Below are 19,819 nucleotides of genomic sequence, written 5' to 3' on the forward strand. Positions count from 1 at the left end.
GGTGTTAATAAATTTGTCATATTTTAGTCATTTTACTGTCATGGAAAAGGCTAAAAATAGTCGCATCATCAAAACGGGATAATCAATTGGAGTTACCCAATGAAACTTAAAAACTTAGTGGCTACAATGGGCCTAACTGTTACAGCAATGTTTGCTGGTAACGCGATTGCTGTAGATAACAAATTAACAGATTACGAAAAAACAACTGGTATTTCTGGTAATTTCTCATCAACTGGCTCTGACACATTAGCAAATATGATGACTTTCTGGGCTGAAGAATACAAGCGTCAATACCCTAACGTGAATATTCAAATTCAAGCAGCTGGTTCATCTACTGCGCCACCGGCACTAACAGAAGGTACTTCAAACTTTGGTCCTATGAGCCGTAAAATGAAGTCAAAAGAAATCGAAGCTTTTGAGAAAAAATACGGTTATAAGCCAACTGAAGTTCGTGTAGCAATTGATGCACTTGCAGTATTCGTACACAAAGATAACCCAATTGAAGGTTTAACAATCAAAGAAGTTGATTCAGTATTCTCATCAACACGTAAATGTGGTGCTGATAAAGAAGCAACTCGCTGGAGCGATATTGGTTTAGAAGGTACTTGGGCTGGTAAAGACATCCAGTTATACGGCCGTAACTCAGTATCAGGTACATATGGTTACTTTAAGAAAAAAGCACTTTGTAAAGGTGACTTTAAAAATAACGTAAATGAGCAACCAGGTTCTGCATCTGTAGTACAGTCTATTTCATCTTCACTTAATGCAATCGGTTACTCAGGTATCGGTTATAAGACATCAGGTGTTCGTACAGTTCCTCTAGCGAAGAAAGGTACTAAGTTTGTAGACGCAACTTTAGAAAACGTAGCAACTGGTAAATACCCACTATCTCGTTTCCTATACGTTTACGTTAATAAGCACCCTAACAAACCACTTTCACCAATTGAAGCTGAGTTCCTGAAGATGGTGCTTTCTAAAGACGGTCAAAAGATTGTTGAGAAAGACGGTTATGTGCCACTTACTTCAGGTATGGCTAACAAAGAACTTAAGAAGCTAGGCCTTCTATAAGTAAAGTATCTCAGCCAATAAAAAAAGCCGCTATCTAGCGGCTTTTTTGTGTTTAAAATAATTTTTATAACAACTCTGTTAAGTATGTGATCAGCTACTTAAGAGAATGGTATTAGTTAACCTGAACTCGAGATAAGAAGTTAACTAACAATTTGTTATCCTAGGTTAGTTAATAAATTCTGGGCCTAGCTGTGCTTTACACGCATTATGCTGATCAATACATTGACGCATACACACGCCATTCGCCATATTATCGCGCATATTGGTGTTTTCACATGAAGATTCACACTGGAAGTTTTGTTGTGCGCAGCTGTTAAGCACTTCTTTTTGTGCTGGTGTTAAGTCTTTATTTGCACTACATGCAGCCAATAAAGCTACTAAGGCGATGGTGACTAGCTTTTTCATTATCCTTAATCCTTATAATTTTTTAAATTGAGTAGCGAGGTTAGGCTGTTGTAACTTGTAAGTTATCAATTAAACGCACATTTGCTAAAAATGCAGCAACCAGAATCACTAAATTTGTATCATCATTTGACGCCGGTTGTAAGGTGTTGGCGTTACAAATATTAAAATAGTCGAGCTTAAAGCCGTTTTGTACGATTGCTAAATGCGCTTGTTCAGTGATTTCAGCAATGCTTAACTCACCGGCTTTTAAGGCATTTTCAGCGTTTAGCATAATCTGATAAAGCGCGCTGGCTTGCTGTTTTTCAGTTTCAGACAAATAACCATTCCGTGAACTCATTGCAAGGCCTGAATCTTCACGCTTAGTAGCAACACCAATAATTTCAATTGGCATTGATAAGTCTTCAACCATGGTTCTAATAACCGCAAGTTGTTGGAAATCTTTTTCACCAAAACACGCGATATCTGGCTGCACAAGGTTAAATAATTTGTTTACGATAGTCGCAACACCACGAAAATGACCAGGGCGACTAGCACCGCAGTGGCCCTCTGATACACCTGGTACATCAATGTAACTTTGTGCTTCAAGTCCTTTCGGATAAATCGTCTCAACAGTTGGTGTAAAGAGTAAATCAGCGCCATGTTCGATAAGACCATTTTGATCATCGATAAGCGTGCGAGGATATTTATCTAAATCTTCATTTTTGCCAAATTGCATTGGATTTACAAAAATACTGACAACCACTTTGTCGGCAATTTGTTTCGCTTTATCCACCAATGAAAAGTGGCCTGCATGTAAGTTGCCCATAGTTGGCACAAAAGCAACTGTTAAACCTTCTTGCTTCCAGCTTTTTACTTTGCTGCGCAATTGAGAAACGTTAGAAACCGTTTGCATAAAAGTAACTACTTAACACTTAAATTAATTGAATTCATGCTCAGGGGCAGGGAACTGACCACTTTGCACATCATCGATATATTTTTTAACTGCTTCTGGCATGCTGCCAGCTTCAAGTAAAAAGTTCTTTGAAAATTTAGGAATATACCCTGCTGAAATACCTACTAAGTCGTGCATAACTAAGATTTGACCGTCAGTATCTTTACCCGCGCCAATACCAATTGTTGGAATTGATACGGCTTCAGTAATGGCTTTCGCAAGCTCAGAAGGAATACATTCAAGTACCAATAATTGTGCACCAGCAGCTTCAAGCGCCTTCGCATCATTAATCATTTTTTCAGCCGCTTCGTTTGTGCGACCTTGAATCTTAAAACCACCAAACACATGAACCGACTGTGGCGTTAATCCTAAATGACCACATACAGGAATACCCTGTTGCGTAAGTGATTCAATTGCAGGGTAAAGCCATTCACCACCTTCAAGTTTTACCATATTAGCACCTGAGCGCATTAGCTCAGCAGCATTACGACATGCATCAGCTGGATTTGAGTATGTCATAAATGGCATATCGGCAATCACAAAGGTGTCTTTGGCACCAGCGCGAACACAGCGAGTGTGATAAGCAATCTCTTGATTGGTCACCGCAAGCGTGTCACTGCCACCTTGCAGTACCATACCCATTGAATCACCTACCAATAAAACGTGAACGCCTTGCTGTTCAAATAGGCTGGAAAAGCTCGCGTCGTATGCCGTTAGTGCAGCAATTTTTTCGCCTTCTTGCTTCATCTTCTTTAATTTTGAAACAGTAATCTTAGCCATGTGTCTCTCGATTGTTTTTTGTTATTAGCTTGATGCCAAAATGGTTAAGCCATTTTTATCAATGGTTTTGAGTAATGCGTTTAATTCAGTGCCACACGGTAGGCACAAATTCGGGGCAATTTCATCTAACGGGTAGAGAACAAACTCACGAGTTTTCATACCGTAATGCGGTACAGTAAGACGTTCGTTTTCAATCTCTTCACCTTTGTACAAAATGATATCTATGTCGAGAGTACGTGGTCCCCAACGATTCTCTTTACGCACCCGACCAAAATCAAATTCAATTTTTTGCGTGATATCTAATAGTGCCAAAGGCGATAAATTTGTTTCAATAGCCACAACTGAATTTACATAGTCAGGCTGATCTTGCGGTCCCATCGGTTTACTGCCGTAGAGTGAGGAACTTGCAACTAAATTAATTTCAGCATGCTCTGATAGCGCGTTTGTGGCCTTTCGAATTTGTTCTAAAGGCGCATTTAAATTTGCGCCTAAACCTAAATACACACGCTCAGTAGCTTGATTAGTCATGACGTTTCGCATTGTTAGCTTTTGGTTTACGTGGGCGTCTGCGACGGAAACTACTGTTTTTTCCGCCTTTATTTAATTCGCCTACCATGCGTTTCTGATTGCCAGCATCTTGTTCTGTGTAGTTATCCCACCATGCAGCAAGTTCAGTAAGTTCAGGTTCGTATTGGGCACGTAAACAGAAAAAATCTTTTGCAGCACGAAAACGCGGTTGCTGCGTTAAACGAAATGCACGTTGACCACCACGTTTGTCAAAACGGTGCTGCAATTGCCATATTTCTCGGGCACCAATGGTAAAGCGTTTTGGCACGGCAATAGCTTTTGTGCTTTCAGATAAAATCTGGTTCATTGCAATATTAAATGCATTAAACGGTGTTTCACCTTGTGCCGTTATGCGCTTGGTTTGTGCTTGCAGTGGATACCATAAGAATGCAGCAATAAGATAGGCTGGTGTTACTTTTTTACCAGCATTGATGCGTTTGTCGGTATTACTTAATACTTGTTTTATAAGTGCTATTTCAGGCCCATCAGGCTTTTTATTCAGCAACTTATCAAGTGCTGGGAAAAGATAAGAAAAAAGCCCGTAATGGCGCAGTAGGTTAAAATTGGCCTCTGCTTTGCCATTTAGAAATAATTTGAGCATTTCTTCAAATAGGCGGGCTGCCGGAATATTGCCAAGCAGCGATGCAAGTTGAAAAATCGGTTTCTCTGTTGCTGGTGCAATGGTCATATCCAGCTTAGTGGCGAAACGTACAGCGCGTAGCATGCGAACAGGATCTTCACGGTAGCGTGTCTCAGGATCGCCAATTAATTCAATGCGGCGGTTTTTAATCGCTTCCATTCCACCGGCAAAATCATGAATACTGAAATCATTAATTGAGTAATAAAGTGCATTAATAGAGAAGTCACGACGCTCAGCATCTTCATCGATGGTGCCATATACGTTGTCGCGCAGTAATTGACCTTGCTCACTCGCTTGGCTTTTGTTTTTTTCTTCTTGCTCGTCACTGTGATGACCACGCATAGTGGCTACTTCAATGATTTCACGGCCAAACATAATATGCGCTAGGCGAAAGCGTCGTCCAATTAAACGGCAATTACGAAACTGTTTTTTGATTTGCTCTGGTGTGGCATTGGTCACCACGTCGAAGTCTTTTGGTTCTAGGCCAAGTAAAATATCACGAATGCAACCACCAACAAGATAAGCGTCATAGCCAGCATCCTTTAAACGATACAGTACCTTGAGGGCATTTGGGCTGAGTTGTTTACGTGAAACCACGTGATGTTCTCTGGTAACAACTAGCGGCTTTGAAAAACTCGCAGCACTTTGTGGTTCTTGACTTTGTTCTGACCCAGATAAAATATCTCGGCAGATTTTTACAAGCTTAGAAATAATGGGACAGCTCCAGAATTCATACAGGGAAAATTAACCGCGTAATAATATACTAATCACTGTGCTAATGCCATCGCTAGCAGGGGTGAATGGGCTGTTATTTAGCCATTATTTAGCCTAAAGATTGTGCATCTTAAAGTGGTTTAAAGGTAAAGCTGTTATCGTTTGGTATAAGTTGGATTTCATCATTGGCAGGTACATGTTCTCGTTGCCAAATATTTACTGCCCAATGAATTATTTCTTCAACAGTTGCGCTTATAAGTTGAGCTTCAGTATCTAAGCCTAGAAAATTTAGCGCAGCAAGTAGTGTTTGTTGCGGCTTATCCATATCAATTGCAGCAGCATAATTCTGTTTTGATAGCTTAAATCCAGGTTCTGCAACTGCGAGAGGTAAATGGCCAAATTGCGGCACCTTGGCTCCTAACAGCTTGTATAAACTGATTTGTCGTACTGTGGGGAAAAGTAAATCAGCACCACGTACAATATGTGAAATTTGCTGTGCTATATCATCGAGTACGACAACAAGTTGGTAGGCAAATAATCCATCGCGGCGTTTGATAATATAATCTTCTTCTGCAAATTTACTTTCAACAATGATATTGCCTTTAAATAAATCATTAAATTGATAAGTAGGTAAGGACTGTTTTAATCTTAAAGCTTGCTGTTCAAAATCTAGTCCTAAGTCACGACAATGGCCAGTGTAAAAACCACCATGTTGCTTTATTTCTTTACGGGTACATTTACACGCATAGACCTGTTTTGCATTGGTAAGTGTATTGAGTACTTCTTGATAGTGGTCTAAACATTCGCTTTGATAGCGAATAGATTCATCCCAATAAAGGCCATAGTTTTCGAGTGTACGTAATATGAGTGTATCACTACCTGCAACAACGCGGGGGGTATCAATATCTTCGATACGAACTAGCCATAAACCATTATGTGCTTTTGCATCGAGATAACTACCAAGCGCAGCAACTAACGAGCCGAAATGAAGTGGGCCTGAAGGTGAAGGGGCAAACCGGCCACGGTATGCCCCAAAATCAGATGTGTTTGCCAACATTTAAGCCAAATTAACGGCCTGATTGTTTTTCTTTGATTTCAGAAAGTGTTTTACAATCAATACATTGATCAGCTGTAGGACGAGCTTCTAAACGACGAATACCGATTTCGATGCCACAAGTAACACAATAGCCAAAATCTTCTTCTTCAATTAGTTGTAATGTTTTCTCAATCTTTTTAATTAGCTTACGTTCGCGGTCACGGGTACGTAATTCTAATGCAAACTCTTCTTCTTGTGCTGCACGGTCAACTGGATCAGGGAAGTTTGCTGCTTCATCCTGCATATGGTTCATGGTGCGGTCTACTTCTTCACGTAAGTTGTTACGCCATGTCTCAAGAATGGTTTTAAAGTGAGCAAGTTGTGCGTCACTCATGTATTCTTCGCCAGGTTTTTCTGTATAAGGCGCTAGGCCTGCTTGAGCCAGTAAACTCAAATTATTTTGTGATGGCATAACTGTCTCCTAATTCTTCTATGAATAGAGTCCCAATAAAAGTCGGCGGCTATAAATAGCAGAATAAAAAATTAAGTGCAATTAATTTTTACCAATTAAAAAATTTAGACAAGCCTAATTAACAATAATTTATGCGGTAAAACGTTTGAACTCGTTAACTATTCACTGTGGTGCGACAAAGGGAATGGTTTTATCTATTACAATTTGTTCCGGGCTTATGTTGGTGCGATAACATAAAATTTCAACCCCTGCTGCTAATGCTTTTTTAATTTCAATTGCATAATTGGCGTCAATATGAGCAGCAGGTGCCACAGACTTAATGCCAGTATGTTGAATTAAAAAGAATAATACCGCACGATGGCCTTGTTGCTTCATTGTCACTAATTCGCGCAAATGTTTGCTGCCTCGGGCGGTGACCGCATCGGGAAAATAACCTTTATCGTTTTCCTCTAACAAGGTCACCGACTTTACTTCGATATAACACGCTGGCTTTTCGGCATCACTCAATAAAATATCAATGCGACTGTTTTCATCGCCATATTTTACTTCTTGCTTTAGGGTATCGTAATTTAATAATTCAGGTATTTGTTGCTTAGCTATCGCCTCGGCAACCACATGGTTGGCCACGCTGGTATTAACGCAGATTAGATCTCCCGCTAGATTTTGTGTCAGTTCAAGCGAATGGGGGTATTTACGCTTAGTATTACTAGATGTTGAATAATACGCAGTAAAGCCCGAATCGGCGCAGCCAGTCATACGCCCGGTGTTAGCGCAGTGAATGGTTTTTTCACCTTGGTTGGTTTCGATATCGACTAAAAAACGTTTGTATCGTTTTATAAGCTTGGCTTGTTGCAGCTTTGATTGAAATTGCATGGCTTTAATCGCAAATTATTGGGCTATGTATGTGACTAGTGTACACTGGGGCCACGCAATTATGTGAACACACGAGAGAAAAAAATATGTCAGATCTGTTCAAAGTTCAGTTATCTCAAGATGCCGCAGCGGCGCATTGGGGTGAAAAAGCCTTACTCTCTTTTTCTAATGACGGTGCGACCGTTCATTTACAGCAAGAAGAAACCCTTAAAAACGTACAAAAGGCAGGTCGTGCACTTGCTAATCAAGGTATTAAAGCAATCGTTTTAGAAGGTGACACTTGGTGCACAGAAAGTCAGTGGGCGCTTTATCAAGGCTTTGTGACAGCTAAAAATCTTGATGCAGTTACATTTGCAGAAAACAGCCAATCATCACTTGATGAATTAGCGGCGTTAAAGCGCGCTGCAATTTGGCAACGTCAGATGATTAACGGTACTGCAGAAGATGTTTATCCAGAAAGCCTTGCTGAGAAAGCGGCTGAATTTATCGGTTCAATGGCGCCAGAGCACGTTAGCTACGACATTATTAAAGGCGATGCATTACTAGAGCAACAGTGGATTGGTATTCACGCTGTAGGCCGTGGTAGTGAACGCCCGCCAGTGTTACTTACACTCGATTACAACCCAACAGGTGATGAAAATGCACCAGTAGCAGCAGCGCTTGTGGGTAAAGGCATTACATTTGATTCAGGTGGTTACTCAATTAAGCCAAGTGAAGGCATGTTAACCATGAAGTGTGATATGGGTGGTGCGGCCACGGTTACTTCTGGTCTTGCTCTGGCAATTAGCCGTGGTTTAGATGTGCGCGTTAAGTTATTCCTATGCTGTGCAGAGAACCTAATCTCAGGTAATGCATACAAGTTAGGCGATATTCTTACTTACAAAAATGGTACTACAGTAGAAATCGTAAATACTGACGCGGAAGGTCGTTTAGTGCTTGCTGACGGCCTAATGGCAGCTGGCGAAACAGGCGCGCCACTAATTATTGATGCGGCAACCTTAACCGGTGCAGCGCTTATGGCGGTAGGTCAAGAATACAATGCGTTATTTGGTTTAGATAAAGAACTAGTACGTGAAGTTGAAAACTTTGCTAGTGACGAGTTTGAAGCTGCATGGGCATTACCTCTTGAAAAGTTCCACCAGTTTAACTGTCCATCACCATACGCAGATACGGCAAACAGTCGTGCACAAAAAGGTGGCGGCTTTGGTGGTGCTTCAAATGCTGCTGGTTTCCTATCTCGTTTCGTGCCAAATGAAGGTAAAGGCTGGGTGCATATTGACTTAGCAGCAAGCTTCCAAAACTCTGCGGGTAGCCAGTGGGCAGCTGGTGCAACTACATGGGGTATGAGAACGGTCGCGCGTACCTTGTTAGAAAAAGCATAATAAAAAATAAGCATTAAAAAGCCTGCAGTGTGCAGGCTTTTTATTAATGTTTGTTAAAGTTTAAACGCTCTAACTCTTCTTCGCTTGGCGTGGTATCGTTAAAACTTACTAGTTTTAGCGCTATAAATAAGCCAAGTAGCATGAAAGCAAATATCCACCACATATAGGGTACCTCTATTTATTTGCTTCATCCATAAATGTGTTTTTGGTAAACATTACCAAAAATGTATCCATATGTTGTCAATGTGTGTAAGGCCACAAAAATAGCCTAGTATTTAAACTATCAGGTTGCAACCGTATTTAAAAGGTTTAAGTCATGCCTTTTTGATATAAAACAAGCTATTTAGTTTAATTTGAGCTATTATGCACACCCTTTTTTATACCCAAAAAAATCAGGAGCACTTCATGTCAGATAAGGTTTTTATTACCGCAGAGCAGCTTTTGCAAGATTCGTTTAAACTCGCAGCACAAGTTTTTGATGATGGTTTTCGTCCTGACTACATAGTGGGTATTTGGCGTGGTGGTGCACCAATTGGTATTGCGGTACAAGAATACTACGACTTTAAAGGTGTAGACACAGATCACATTGCGGTACGTACTTCGTCATATTATGGTATTGGTAAACAATCAAAAGATATCAAAGTACATGGCTTGCACTACATCATAGAAAACGCTAACGCATCTGACAGCTTATTAATTGTTGATGATGTATTTGATTCAGGTCGCAGTATTTTCGCACTAAAAGAAAAATTAAAAGAATTAATGCGCTTAAACTTGCCACAAGATATTCGCGTGGCTTGCCCTTACTATAAGCCAAAAAATAACAAAACACCGATTGAACCTGATTACTATATTCATGATTCAGACGAGTGGTTAGTTTTCCCACATGAGCTTTCAGGTTTAACACCAGATGAAATTGCAAATGGCAAAACTGATTTAAAAGAAATTAGCCATTTATTTATTGATAAAAAGTAATCGCTAAATAAATAGCATTAAAAAAGGTCGCAATTGCGACCTTTTTTAGTATTGTTTACCTTTAGCGACTTGCAAAACTATCGATAAAGTCTTCTAGTTTATCTTCATCAAGCGGTTTTAAGCCTTGCTCAGTACGTTGAACTAAGCCTTGTTCAACTAAATCACTTACCACGCGGCGGTAAGCGCGCTCAGTGGTTGCAAATCGTTCCGCTTCAGCACTTACTTTTGGATAAGGTTTTAACATAGTCACGGTTTCATCTTGGTAGCGTGCTAAACAGTCTTTGGCAATGTTGAAACTAAGCGGTAATAACAACTTATTTAAGTTAATTTGTTGGTTCTCAATAAACTTCTCAGCGATGCTTTTTGCCGTGTACATTGCCAGCTCTGGCTTTTCTTGTAATAACTCGCGCCAATATTTCAACTCAATCAGGTTGTACGTTACTTCGCTTTGGCAAGTCATTGAATAGATACAGGGTCTGTCGTTAAGTGCTTCCACTTCACCCACAAGGGTGTTGTTACAGTCTAACTGACCCAGTAATAAACGCCTGCCATTACCCACATCATAACTAAATGAAATTGTGCCACTACGTACTAAAATTAACTTACTTAGCGGTTTGCCTTGCTCTGCCAGTAGCTTTCCTTTTTTCAGGGTATAGCTATTGCCTGCATAAGACAGTAACTCATCAACTAGAGTTTTTGAAAAGTGGTAATCGAACATAAAGTCTCGCTTGTTGAGTGCAAGTAATCAGCTTTTGCTGTTGGACAATTGTCCTTCAGCTATTCTATCGGACCGTTTAGCTTACAGCAAACTGGTAATAATTAGAATCGGAGCAGCACATGGTTTGGGAATATTTAGGTTATTTTGCATCAGCATTGCTTGTTGCTTCATTAATGATGGAAGATGTAGCAAAGCTTCGTTGGTTTAATCTCGCGGGCTGTATCTGTTTTACGTTATATGGGTTAGCTATTTCTGCATGGCCAGTTGCTTTTACTAATGGTTTGCTTTCACTGGTAAATATCTATCACTTAATCAAGTTAGCAAAGAAAAAATCATCGACAAATGAGCCTGAAACTGAAAGTTAATCAACTTAGTATTAAGAATTCAGAGCGCAGTAGTGCTCTGAATCCTAAACTCTCTTAGCGCTTACTTTTGTTGGTATTTTAATTCACCTGCAAGCCATGTCTGTTCAACTTGCGTGTGGTAAATATCGCTGAGTGGGGCTTTAAAATAATTAGTATCTACAATTATAAAGTCTGCCCATTTTCCTTTTTCAAGGCTGCCAATTTTAAACTCTTGGTGGGCGGCATAGGCTGCATCTAAAGTAAATGCGCGAAGCGCTTGCTCACGCGTTAACTTCTCCTCAGCAAGCCAGCCATCTTCTGGGGCTCCATTTTTATCTTGACGCGAAACTGCAGCGTAAAGGCCATGAAACGCGTTGGCTAATTCAACAGGAAAATCAGAACCAGCTGCTACACGAGAGCCTTGTTTTAAGAAGGTTTGCCACGCATATGCACCATTTAGACGATGTTTGCCTAATCTATCTTCTGCCATATGCATATCGGATGTGGCATGTACTGGTTGCATCGATGGAATAATCGCAAGTTGTTTAAAACGTTTAATATCGCTGGGCTCAACAATTTGTGCATGTTCCATACGATTTCTAAGGAGTTTGCCACCAGTTTTGGCGTAGACTTTTTCGTAGGTGTCGAGTACTACACGATTGGCTTTATCACCAATAGCATGTGTATTAACGGTAAAGCCCGCTTTAAATGCTTGCGTAAACACATTTTCAAGCTCTTGATTCGACATTAACATTAAGCCTTTATGGCCAATTCGGTCTTGATAATCTTCAAGAAGAGCTGCTCCTCGGCTGCCTAAAGCACCATCGGAATATACCTTTACACTGCGAATTGCCAGCATATCGTTACCGTCAAATTGCTTCCCTGCCGCCAGTTGTTTGCTGAGCTGGCTATCCGTCGCACTTAACATGGCATAAATGCGAATTGGTAAGGTGTTTTTGGCAGCACGCTCTAAATAAACTTGGTAAGTTAAGTCATCAATACCTGCATCATGAGCAGAGGTAATACCTAGGCTCAGTAAATGCTCTCCGGCAGCATCTAAGCGCTTATTCACCTCTGTTTTATCAATCTTAGGCATATGTTGATAAACCAATGGCTCAGCATTATCAATTAAAATACCTGATGGCTCACCATTTTCGAGGCGAATAATCTCACCGCCTTCAGGTGCTTTGGTGTCTTTGGTAATGCCTGCAATTTCAAGCGCTTTCGAATTCACCCAAAGGGCATGACCATCAACACGCGTAAGCGCTACAGGTCGGTCGCTAACAATAGCATCGAGATCTTTAGCGCTAGGAAATGTTTTGCTCGGCCAGTTTTCTTGGTTCCAGCCACGGCCTATTACCCAGCCATCGGTGTTTTTTGCGTATTGCGCAATTGCTTCAAGTGCATCTTTAAGGGATTTACTATTGCGCAAATCAAGCTGGCTTTGATTTTTACCGAGACCAATTATGTGGCCGTGTGCGTCAATAAGGCCTGGTAGTAAGGTTTTGCCTTCTACATCAATTTTTTCAGCTGGGCTGTAGGTTGAAATAATCGATTTATCCCCGGTGGCAACGACTTTGCCGTCTTTGATCACTAAGGTCGAAAATTCGTGAACGCCAGCTCCTTGTTTCAAGGTGTAACCGTTTGCGTTGTGTAAAATGGTGTAATCAGCAAAAGCTGCAGGTGTAATTGCACTTAAGCCTAAACTAGTTAAAGCGATGAATGCGCGTTTTAGTTGTTTTTTTGTTGTCATTGTTATTCTCTCGCGATGCGTGTGTATTGAGAATAGCAAAATCAAAATAAAAAATAAGTGGTTGATGAAAAAGTATTTAACGCCAAGCATTAAGCAAATTGGCGTTAAATAAAATGTGATAGTGCGTTATCACATAGTCGAGGGTTATTTATTTAGTAATTGCTGAGGTGTTTGAATTTGTCTATTGATTGCAACTAACAATGCCGCTAGCTTTTGTTCGTTTTCGCAGTTTGTTGTCCAAAGTACAGCGGGCAAATTAAGTTGCTTAGCAAGTTTAAGCGCTGTTTCAATCACGTAATTTAGCGAGCTGGAACACGTTGATACACCGCGTGAAACTAAGTCATAACAATTGATACAAACTGCTTGCCATAACTCTTGTTCAACAATAATTGCGCTATTTAAAGATGCGAAATTAACTTCATTAAATTGGTTCGTTTGCATTACATCTCTACTTCTCAACTAATACAATAGCTTTATATCGCTTAGAATAATCAAAACTTGAGAAATAATTTTCCTGCATTCAATTTAAAGTGGTTTAAGGTTTTTAATTTCAGTGTGTTAGTACACTTAAAAATTAATGTTCAAAAGTAACTAAAAACTCAACGCCGCCATCTTTGTTGTTGGCAGTGATGCTCGCACCGTGAAAATCACAGATTAAACGCGCCATATACAGGCCAAGGCCTAAATGGGGTTCTTTTTGCTTGCTCGATTCGCGAACGGACACCATAGAGTCAAATATATGGTTTGCCATATCTCTTGGAAGTGCCGGGCCTGCGTTAAAAATACTAAATTGTGCTTTGTTATTTTGTATTGTGTAGTTCACTTCAATAGCTGTATCAGGTTCAGCAAAATCAACTGCATTGCTGATAAGCTTATCGAGCAGCTGAGCAATAAACTCAGGCACACCATTTAATTTAAATGCTTCTTCACTTAAGGCTAACTTAAATTGTTTATTTGGGTAGGCAAGGGCGTAGCCTTGTAAACACCCGTTTATTACTTCGCTTAAGTTAAACGGCTCTTTTTGGCTGTTTTCTATGGCGTGCTCTAGGCGTGTTGCTTCGCTCATGGTTGTGAGGATTTTATTTAAACGCGCTACCCCTTCTTTTGCCCGTGCGATGTATTTTTGGCTTGGTTCATCGGTGTTTTGTAATTCTAAGCTTTCAAGGGATGAGCGTACAACCGCAACGGGGGTGCGCAACTCGTGCGATAAACGCGAGCCCATATTTTCTAAATAATGGGTATAGCCACCAAGGCGATTAACAATATTAGCAAAGCTGCGTGACAGGTCGCCAATTTCATCACTGGAAAATTGTTTTTCAATTTTACCCGTTACACGCCCTTGTGCATCAATGGCTTTTTCTGCTGCATCACGTAAGCGCCTAATACGTGTTGAAATAATGGAAGCGAATAAGAATAAGCTTAGAGTGCCAATAAGCATAATCGCCAAAATCACATTGAACAGCTTCTCAAATGCTTTATTGCGAATTTCGCGAATACCGTTAGTGGTTTCTTCGGCAATTACTGCGCCCATTACTTGGTCGTCAATCCAAATAGGGTAGGCGGCAGATAAAATGACGGCTTTTTGATCGGGCGTTAAACGCCAAGTCGATTTTGCGTGGCCCTCAAGTGCAGCATTAATATGGCTGCCATCAAGTGCTGCTACATCACGGGTTATATCGGTAAATTCTGTAGCAGGGCGAGTGAGAATTTTATAGTAAATAGGGTGCAGGTACTCTTCTTCAAATTGCTCCCAGCATGATTGTTTACGCTTTTTAATGGTATCACCCCAGCCGCCATCGGCGTTTTTTATGTTGCCCGCATCAGCTAATACGCGACGGTGTTGGTCAACAACAAATACACGGCTGCCAGCGCGTGCCATACCTTTAATAATTTCTTCAATCTCTGGAGAGGGTACTAAAATCGAGCCTAAGCTTTGAAGTTCGCTGAGGTTAGAGGTGGCGATTTCGGTTAAATCGTCTTCCCCTTGGTCTTTATCTAAAATAGCAAAACCTAATTTGTTACCAAGAAGGCTTAATGGCAAGCGCAGTTCAATATTGTAGCCTTGCTCGGTTAAACGAAAATAACCTTGAATTTGTGTAAAGGGCATTTTTGTTTCAGCGTCGAACGCGTTTACCCAGCCAGCTTGTATGGTTGAAATTAAATAAGTCTCCACGACCCCTTTGGTATTGGTAAAGGCGATTTTTAAGTGATCATTACGCTCTAAGCTAATGGTGTTTTTACCGCGAAGTATGACATCGTCATCGGTCACACTAAATTGTGCATACAAGTAGTTATTATACTTACCAACCATATGTTTAAACGATATGTCGGCATCACTGTGAGTTTTTTTATCTTGTGTTAAATAGGCGTCGCCATAATGCCAAACCAGCGGTAAATAGGGCTGCCATTCCTGTAATTTACCATCGAGCTGAATGGGTCCCACAATGTTGTAGGCGTAGAGATCGCGGCCTTTTTCAACCGAGTCTAAAAAGCTTGCTTGGTTGTCGAATAATTTTGGTCTGTCGTGTAGGGCGGTTGCTAAAGCGCGGCTAGTAGCCACTAGGTTCTTTTCTTGCCCTAAGCGTAAAAAGTTTTCCATCTCGGCTACATATTGATGGCCAAGCCAAGGCAGTAATAGCAAAAAGCTAGAGAGAACAACAACTTTAGTACGCAGACCAATTCTCATGGCTTATTTTGCCTCCCAGCGATAACCCATGCCATAAACGGTATCAATATGGTTAAATGCGTCATCAACTTTTAAAAACTTTTTACGAATACGCTTGATATGTGAGGTGATGGTGCTGTCATCTACGTAAATTTTTGCTTCATTCATTAAATCGTTACGCTGTTTTACATGGCCTGGGCGAATAGCCAACGCATGCACTAACCAATATTCGGTCACGGTTAAATCAATGGTAACGCCTTGCCAAGTGACTTGCATACGCTCAGGGTCAATTACTAACTCACCGCGTTCAATAAGTTGTGCTTGCTGCTGTGGGGTGTTGAGCGCTAGTTGGCGACGGAAAATTGCTGAAATACGTGCAGCTAAATGAGCAAGGCTGATGTCTTTTGTTAAGTAGTCATCTGCGCCCATACGTAAACCCGATACGGTATCGATTTCGTTATCGCGGGCAGTTAAGAAAATAATCGGTAAGGTTTGGCTTTTTGCACGTAATGCTTGGCACAACATAAAGCCACCATCTATTTCATCACCAAGTCCAATATCAATAATTGCTAAATCGGGTAGGTTAGTTAATAACTCATCTTGTGCGCTGATGCGATCAGCATACCCTTTAACTAAATAGCCTTGGCCTTGCAGCATATCAATATAGTTTTCGCGAATAGCGTCTTGATCTTCAATGATGGCGATTTTTTTCATGGATTACTGATAATTACCTACTCAATAGCCGCCACTATACCGAAAAATTGCGCAAAAAATAGGGACTGAGGCCAATTGCCATTTTTTTGCCACAATTGCTCATCGCATTGCCTTTTTTCACCCAAAAAATTGCCAGAACAGCTTGTTTTAATTACTCCAACGCAAACGGTGCAGCAGCATCAACACATAAACGCAGTAAAAAAATTAAAACACATTCTTGGAGAATATTATGAAAAAAGCACTTTTAGTTTCAGTAATCGCATTAGCACTTAGTAACCCAGCAATGGCAACAGAAAAAGAATTTGAAAAAGAGCCATTAATTGGCTTTGGCGCTGGCGCAACGGTAGGCGCAATTGTAGGGGGACCCGTTGGTGCGTTAGCTGGTGGTATTGTGGGTATTTTTATCGGCAAAATTGAAGGGGACAAAGTCGATATTAAAGAGCAACAAGCTGAAATCTCAAAACAACAACAAACTATTGTTGCACTGCAACATAAAACATCTGATTACCAAGAGCTAGTTGCGTCAAAACAGCAGCTAGAATCTCAGCTTGAACGCATTGCACAGCAGCGAATCGATAACTTACTAGCAATGTCGGTGCAGTTCCGCTCAGGCTCTGCTGACATTGAACCGCATTTTGCCGAGCAATTGATTGAACTTGCTGAAGTGATGAAACAGCAACCTGAAATTTATCTCGACCTAAATGGGTTTGCCGACCAACGCGGTGATGATGAAAACAACTTAGCACTCTCAACTAAACGTGCCGACAATGTAGCCGCATTTCTGATTAAACAAGGTGTTGATCATAACCGCTTAAGCACACATGGCTTTGGTGAAAGCCAAAGTATTGCCAAACAAAATGCAGAAGACAGCTTTGAAAGTAACGTGTTTGACCGCCGCGTAACTGTGCATGCACGCATGCAAGAACAATCTCAAACCGCTAACAACCAATACTAGAGAGGGGCTAGTAATGTTACCAAAACACACAACAGGAGGTGTAAAAGAACAACAAGGTAAACGAAAAGGCGCGTATCTGCGCCTTTTCATCAACCTTGCTATTCTTTTTGTTGCTTGGCTTGCCTCGGCCATATTGTTTAGCGCGAAAGTGTCGGCGCAAGGGCTGATTCTAACGAATCAAGCGGGGCAAGAAGTTGAGCAAAGTGTGCTTAAATCGACCCACCTTGATATTCAAGTAAAAGGCATGCTGGCGTTTGTTGAATTACAGCAGGTCTATCAAAACCCCGCACTAGAAACGCTAAATGGCAGTTATCAGTTTCCACTGCCTGAAAATAGTGCGGTATTTGCCATGGAAATGATGCTTGATAACCGCAAAATTATTGGCGAAATTAAAGAAAAACAACAAGCTGAGGTGATTTATAAAAAAGCCCAGCAACAAGGCCATAAAACCGCATTAGTTAAAAACCAAAGCGCCAATGTATTTAAAACCAAGGTGGCCAATATTGAACCGGGGCAGGAAGTTGCAGTAAAGCTGAGCTTTCAATTTCCATTAACTTATCAAGATGAAGTGTTTAGCTTGCGTTTACCCACAGTAATTGCCCCGCGCTATTTTAATAATCTTGACCTTGATGACAATGACCCGACTAACCACTTTCAAACGCGTTCGCAAAATGGTTTTCAACCCAACACATTGATGGCCGAGGAGGCGCCAACTCTCGATTTTTTGCAAAACACTGTGTTAACCAGTTTCAATGCAAACAACACGATTACTATCAATTTTGATGTGAACTTAGGTTTTGAACTCGATAGCATCACTAGCCCAAGCCATATGTTGTCGGTCGTGCAAACCGGAAATACACAGTATCAACTTATTCCTGCGCCACAAAGCTTAGTGGCAAATCGTGACTTTGATATTAAATTTGTGCCGCTTTTAAATGAGCAAATTACCACGCAAGTGTTCCATGAATATATTAATGGCGAGTCATTTTACCAAGTGATGATGATGCCGCCTAAATCGGATTTTGTATCGCACAGCTTGCCCCGTGAATTGGTGTTTGTAATTGATACCTCGGGTTCTATGGCGGGCACATCAATAGAACAAGCAAAACAAGCGCTGATTTTAGCGTTGGAAAAACTCGGCACAGATGACTTGTTTAATATTGTGGCATTTGATCATCAAGTAGAACTGTTTAAATCAGAAAGCGTCGCTGCAACCTACTCGCAATTGCAAGCGGCAAAACGCTTTATTGCAGGGCTTGAAGCTGACGGTGGCACCGAAATAAATAGCGCATTAGCAGCCAGTTTTGATGGTCAATTTGATGAAACACGTGTGCGTCAAGTGGTGCTATTAACCGATGGTGCTGTAGCCGACGCTGAATCTGTGAAGGGCTTAGTAAAAAATCGCCGCGCCGATAGCAAGCTTTTTACCGTGGGGATTGGCAGTGCTCCCAATAGCCATTTAATGCGCTTATTAGCCAAGCATGGCAAAGGTGAAACCTTGTTTATTAATAACCTTGAAAGTATCGCTGATGAAGTGGCTTTGTTAAGTGACAAACTTAGCAATCCGGCACTTCAAAATATTCGCGTGTTAAATGATTTGGGTTTACCACTAGTTGATAGCTTACCAACGGCTGATTTGTATTTTTCATCGCCGCTGGTGGCGTATTTTAAATTAGCGCAACCGGCTCAAGCGGTGCAGATCGCAGGTGACGGTGTAAATGGCAAGTTTTTAAAACGGGTGTCGCTTGAAAATGCGATTGCTGCAGAAGGCATTGCCCGCGCTTACGCTAAAGAGCACATTAACACGTTAGATTTAGTACAAGATAAAGCTGAAATAACCAAGCTTGGCATTCGCCATGGCTTATTAACACCATACACAGCCTTTATCGCGGTGGAGGAATACTTTGGTGATGTTGCCGATAAATCATTCGAGGCGCCAAATATGCTGCCGCAAGGTAGTGCAATGCCTCAAACATCTGGCAACAACGACCGCTTGCTTTGGTTAGGTATTTTATTGCTAGTTGGCGGTTTTTTATTAGCTATTTGGGGACAAAAAGAGGACTCAGAATAATGAAAAGTAGGCGTAAACTGTTGCGCCTTTTGGCGCTTTGTATTGCCATGCTAGGTTTAGTTTTAGTATTTAAGTCAAGCTATGTATATGGCAAAGCGCAACTTGCTCAGTTTCTACTGTGGCAAGCATGGCAAGAAAATAAAATAGATGCCAATCATAAGCAAAAAGCATGGTATTACGCCGATGGTTATCCGGTTGGTGAGCTTATTGTTGAAAGTAAAAGCATTTCACAAATTGTGCTTAATGAAGCAAGCAACCGTAACCTCGCATTTGCCCCAGGCATTTGGCATCACTCAAGTAACAATATCTTAGTTGCCGCGCACAACGATACCCATTTTAGTTTTGTTAAAGATGTAAAAGTAGGTGAAAAAATTAGCTATCAAGCACAAGGTAAAGTACAGCAGCATTTTAAAGTAGTTAATAAAATGCATGTGGATTACCGTGATTCAAACTGGCTATTAGGATTAGAGGGGTACTTAGTGCTTATTACCTGTGAGCGCCGCAATGGTTTGGATTTAGTGCCAGAGGGAAGGGTAGTGGTAGTGGCAGAGCCAGTGATTTAGATTTTGCGGCATGCGACACAAAGACAGCGGAAAGCCAAGGTGCAAAATACTGTCCTACTGAACTTGCTTCAGGTTCTCAGAGCTCTGACTGGGAAGCTAATTATTAGCTGTAATGCAAATTAGAACGCATATTTGTCGCGCTGGCGACGGCAGCCAAAGGGAGGCTAACGCCGGCCCCCCTTTGGATTCCCCC

General features: G+C 41.1%; 20 protein-coding genes. 7 read left to right on the plus strand and 13 right to left on the minus strand.

Translation table 11 applies throughout. The annotated features are described in order from the left end of the window. Window positions 1-99 precede the first annotated feature (99 nt). The gene (locus ON073_RS09080) at window positions 100-1,068 is read left to right on the plus strand and encodes a PstS family phosphate ABC transporter substrate-binding protein (RefSeq protein ID WP_274761569.1); all 969 of its coding nucleotides are present in this window, start codon (window positions 100-102) and stop codon (window positions 1,066-1,068) included. 165 nt (window positions 1,069-1,233) lie between these two features. Here the strand turns inward: ON073_RS09080 and ON073_RS09085 are convergent, their stop codons facing one another. The 8 genes from ON073_RS09085 to sfsA all read right to left on the minus strand — a co-directional run bounded on the left by ON073_RS09085 (window position 1,234) and on the right by sfsA (window position 7,486). Continuing rightward, a complete protein-coding gene (locus ON073_RS09085) occupies window positions 1,234-1,473 on the minus strand; it encodes a hypothetical protein (protein WP_274761570.1) in 240 nt (79 codons plus the stop codon). Between the two features lie 40 nt (window positions 1,474-1,513). Next, entirely contained in the window at window positions 1,514-2,365 is an 852-nt protein-coding gene (panC, locus tag ON073_RS09090; protein WP_274761571.1) for a pantoate--beta-alanine ligase, read from the minus strand. Between the two features lie 24 nt (window positions 2,366-2,389). Further along, window positions 2,390-3,184, minus strand: coding sequence for a 3-methyl-2-oxobutanoate hydroxymethyltransferase (panB, locus tag ON073_RS09095; RefSeq protein WP_274761572.1), 795 nt, complete (start codon window positions 3,182-3,184; stop codon window positions 2,390-2,392). A gap of 24 nt (window positions 3,185-3,208) precedes the next feature. Beyond that, a complete protein-coding gene (folK, locus tag ON073_RS09100; protein WP_274761573.1) occupies window positions 3,209-3,712 on the minus strand; it encodes a 2-amino-4-hydroxy-6-hydroxymethyldihydropteridine diphosphokinase in 504 nt (167 codons plus the stop codon). Beyond that, window positions 3,705-5,072 carry a polynucleotide adenylyltransferase PcnB gene (pcnB, locus tag ON073_RS09105; RefSeq protein WP_274761586.1) on the minus strand — a complete coding sequence of 456 codons (1,368 nt, stop codon included), beginning with the start codon at window positions 5,070-5,072 and terminating at the stop codon, window positions 3,705-3,707. Before pcnB ends, folK begins: the two co-directional genes overlap by 8 nt. A gap of 163 nt (window positions 5,073-5,235) precedes the next feature. Then, window positions 5,236-6,162: a tRNA glutamyl-Q(34) synthetase GluQRS gene (gene gluQRS / locus ON073_RS09110; protein ID WP_274761574.1), complete on the minus strand. Its 927-nt coding sequence runs from the start codon at window positions 6,160-6,162 to the stop codon at window positions 5,236-5,238. A 10-nt stretch (window positions 6,163-6,172) separates the two neighbouring features. Next, window positions 6,173-6,613, minus strand: a complete 441-nt coding sequence (gene dksA / locus ON073_RS09115; protein ID WP_054981111.1) for an RNA polymerase-binding protein DksA — start codon at window positions 6,611-6,613, stop codon at window positions 6,173-6,175. A gap of 162 nt (window positions 6,614-6,775) precedes the next feature. Next, window positions 6,776-7,486 carry a DNA/RNA nuclease SfsA gene (gene sfsA, locus ON073_RS09120; RefSeq protein ID WP_274761575.1) on the minus strand — a complete coding sequence of 237 codons (711 nt, stop codon included), beginning with the start codon at window positions 7,484-7,486 and terminating at the stop codon, window positions 6,776-6,778. An 86-nt stretch (window positions 7,487-7,572) separates the two neighbouring features. On the opposite strand from sfsA, the gene pepB reads away from it, so the two are divergent. After that, window positions 7,573-8,868, plus strand: coding sequence for an aminopeptidase PepB (gene pepB, locus ON073_RS09125; protein WP_274761576.1), 1,296 nt, complete (start codon window positions 7,573-7,575; stop codon window positions 8,866-8,868). Between the two features lie 405 nt (window positions 8,869-9,273). Then, complete coding sequence (locus ON073_RS09130; RefSeq protein WP_054981114.1) at window positions 9,274-9,843, plus strand: phosphoribosyltransferase; 570 nt, start codon at window positions 9,274-9,276, stop codon at window positions 9,841-9,843. Between the two features lie 61 nt (window positions 9,844-9,904). Here the strand turns inward: ON073_RS09130 and ON073_RS09135 are convergent, their stop codons facing one another. Continuing rightward, the gene (locus ON073_RS09135) at window positions 9,905-10,561 is read right to left on the minus strand and encodes a Crp/Fnr family transcriptional regulator (RefSeq protein ID WP_274761577.1); all 657 of its coding nucleotides are present in this window, start codon (window positions 10,559-10,561) and stop codon (window positions 9,905-9,907) included. A gap of 119 nt (window positions 10,562-10,680) precedes the next feature. On the opposite strand from ON073_RS09135, the gene ON073_RS09140 reads away from it, so the two are divergent. Continuing rightward, window positions 10,681-10,926, plus strand: coding sequence for a uroporphyrinogen decarboxylase (locus ON073_RS09140; protein ID WP_274761578.1), 246 nt, complete (start codon window positions 10,681-10,683; stop codon window positions 10,924-10,926). Window positions 10,927-10,987: 61 nt separating this feature from the next. Here the strand turns inward: ON073_RS09140 and ON073_RS09145 are convergent, their stop codons facing one another. The 4 genes from ON073_RS09145 to pdsR all read right to left on the minus strand — a co-directional run bounded on the left by ON073_RS09145 (window position 10,988) and on the right by pdsR (window position 16,037). Then, entirely contained in the window at window positions 10,988-12,658 is a 1,671-nt protein-coding gene (locus ON073_RS09145) for an amidohydrolase (RefSeq protein WP_274761579.1), read from the minus strand. Between the two features lie 144 nt (window positions 12,659-12,802). After that, a complete protein-coding gene (locus ON073_RS09150; RefSeq protein WP_274761580.1) occupies window positions 12,803-13,099 on the minus strand; it encodes a hypothetical protein in 297 nt (98 codons plus the stop codon). Window positions 13,100-13,232: 133 nt separating this feature from the next. Further along, window positions 13,233-15,344 carry a proteobacterial dedicated sortase system histidine kinase gene (pdsS, locus tag ON073_RS09155; RefSeq protein WP_274761581.1) on the minus strand — a complete coding sequence of 704 codons (2,112 nt, stop codon included), beginning with the start codon at window positions 15,342-15,344 and terminating at the stop codon, window positions 13,233-13,235. Between the two features lie 3 nt (window positions 15,345-15,347). Further along, window positions 15,348-16,037 (minus strand): proteobacterial dedicated sortase system response regulator, encoded by a 690-nt coding sequence (pdsR, locus tag ON073_RS09160; RefSeq protein ID WP_274761582.1) that lies wholly within the window; start codon window positions 16,035-16,037, stop codon window positions 15,348-15,350. Window positions 16,038-16,266: 229 nt separating this feature from the next. Between pdsR and pdsO the strand changes: the two genes are divergently transcribed. From pdsO to ON073_RS09175, 3 genes are read left to right on the plus strand one after another with little or no spacing between them, the layout of a single operon-like run. Beyond that, complete coding sequence (gene pdsO / locus ON073_RS09165; RefSeq protein ID WP_274761583.1) at window positions 16,267-16,992, plus strand: sortase-associated OmpA-like protein PdsO; 726 nt, start codon at window positions 16,267-16,269, stop codon at window positions 16,990-16,992. Between the two features lie 13 nt (window positions 16,993-17,005). Then, a complete protein-coding gene (locus tag ON073_RS09170) occupies window positions 17,006-19,063 on the plus strand; it encodes a VIT domain-containing protein (RefSeq protein WP_274761584.1) in 2,058 nt (685 codons plus the stop codon). Further along, window positions 19,063-19,626: a sortase domain-containing protein gene (locus tag ON073_RS09175; protein WP_274761585.1), complete on the plus strand. Its 564-nt coding sequence runs from the start codon at window positions 19,063-19,065 to the stop codon at window positions 19,624-19,626. The genes ON073_RS09170 and ON073_RS09175 overlap by 1 nt, the downstream gene beginning before the upstream one ends. Window positions 19,627-19,819: the final 193 nt, after the last annotated feature.

This window comes from Pseudoalteromonas sp. G4 (genome assembly GCF_028875915.1).
Lineage (GTDB): Bacteria > Pseudomonadota > Gammaproteobacteria > Enterobacterales > Alteromonadaceae > Pseudoalteromonas.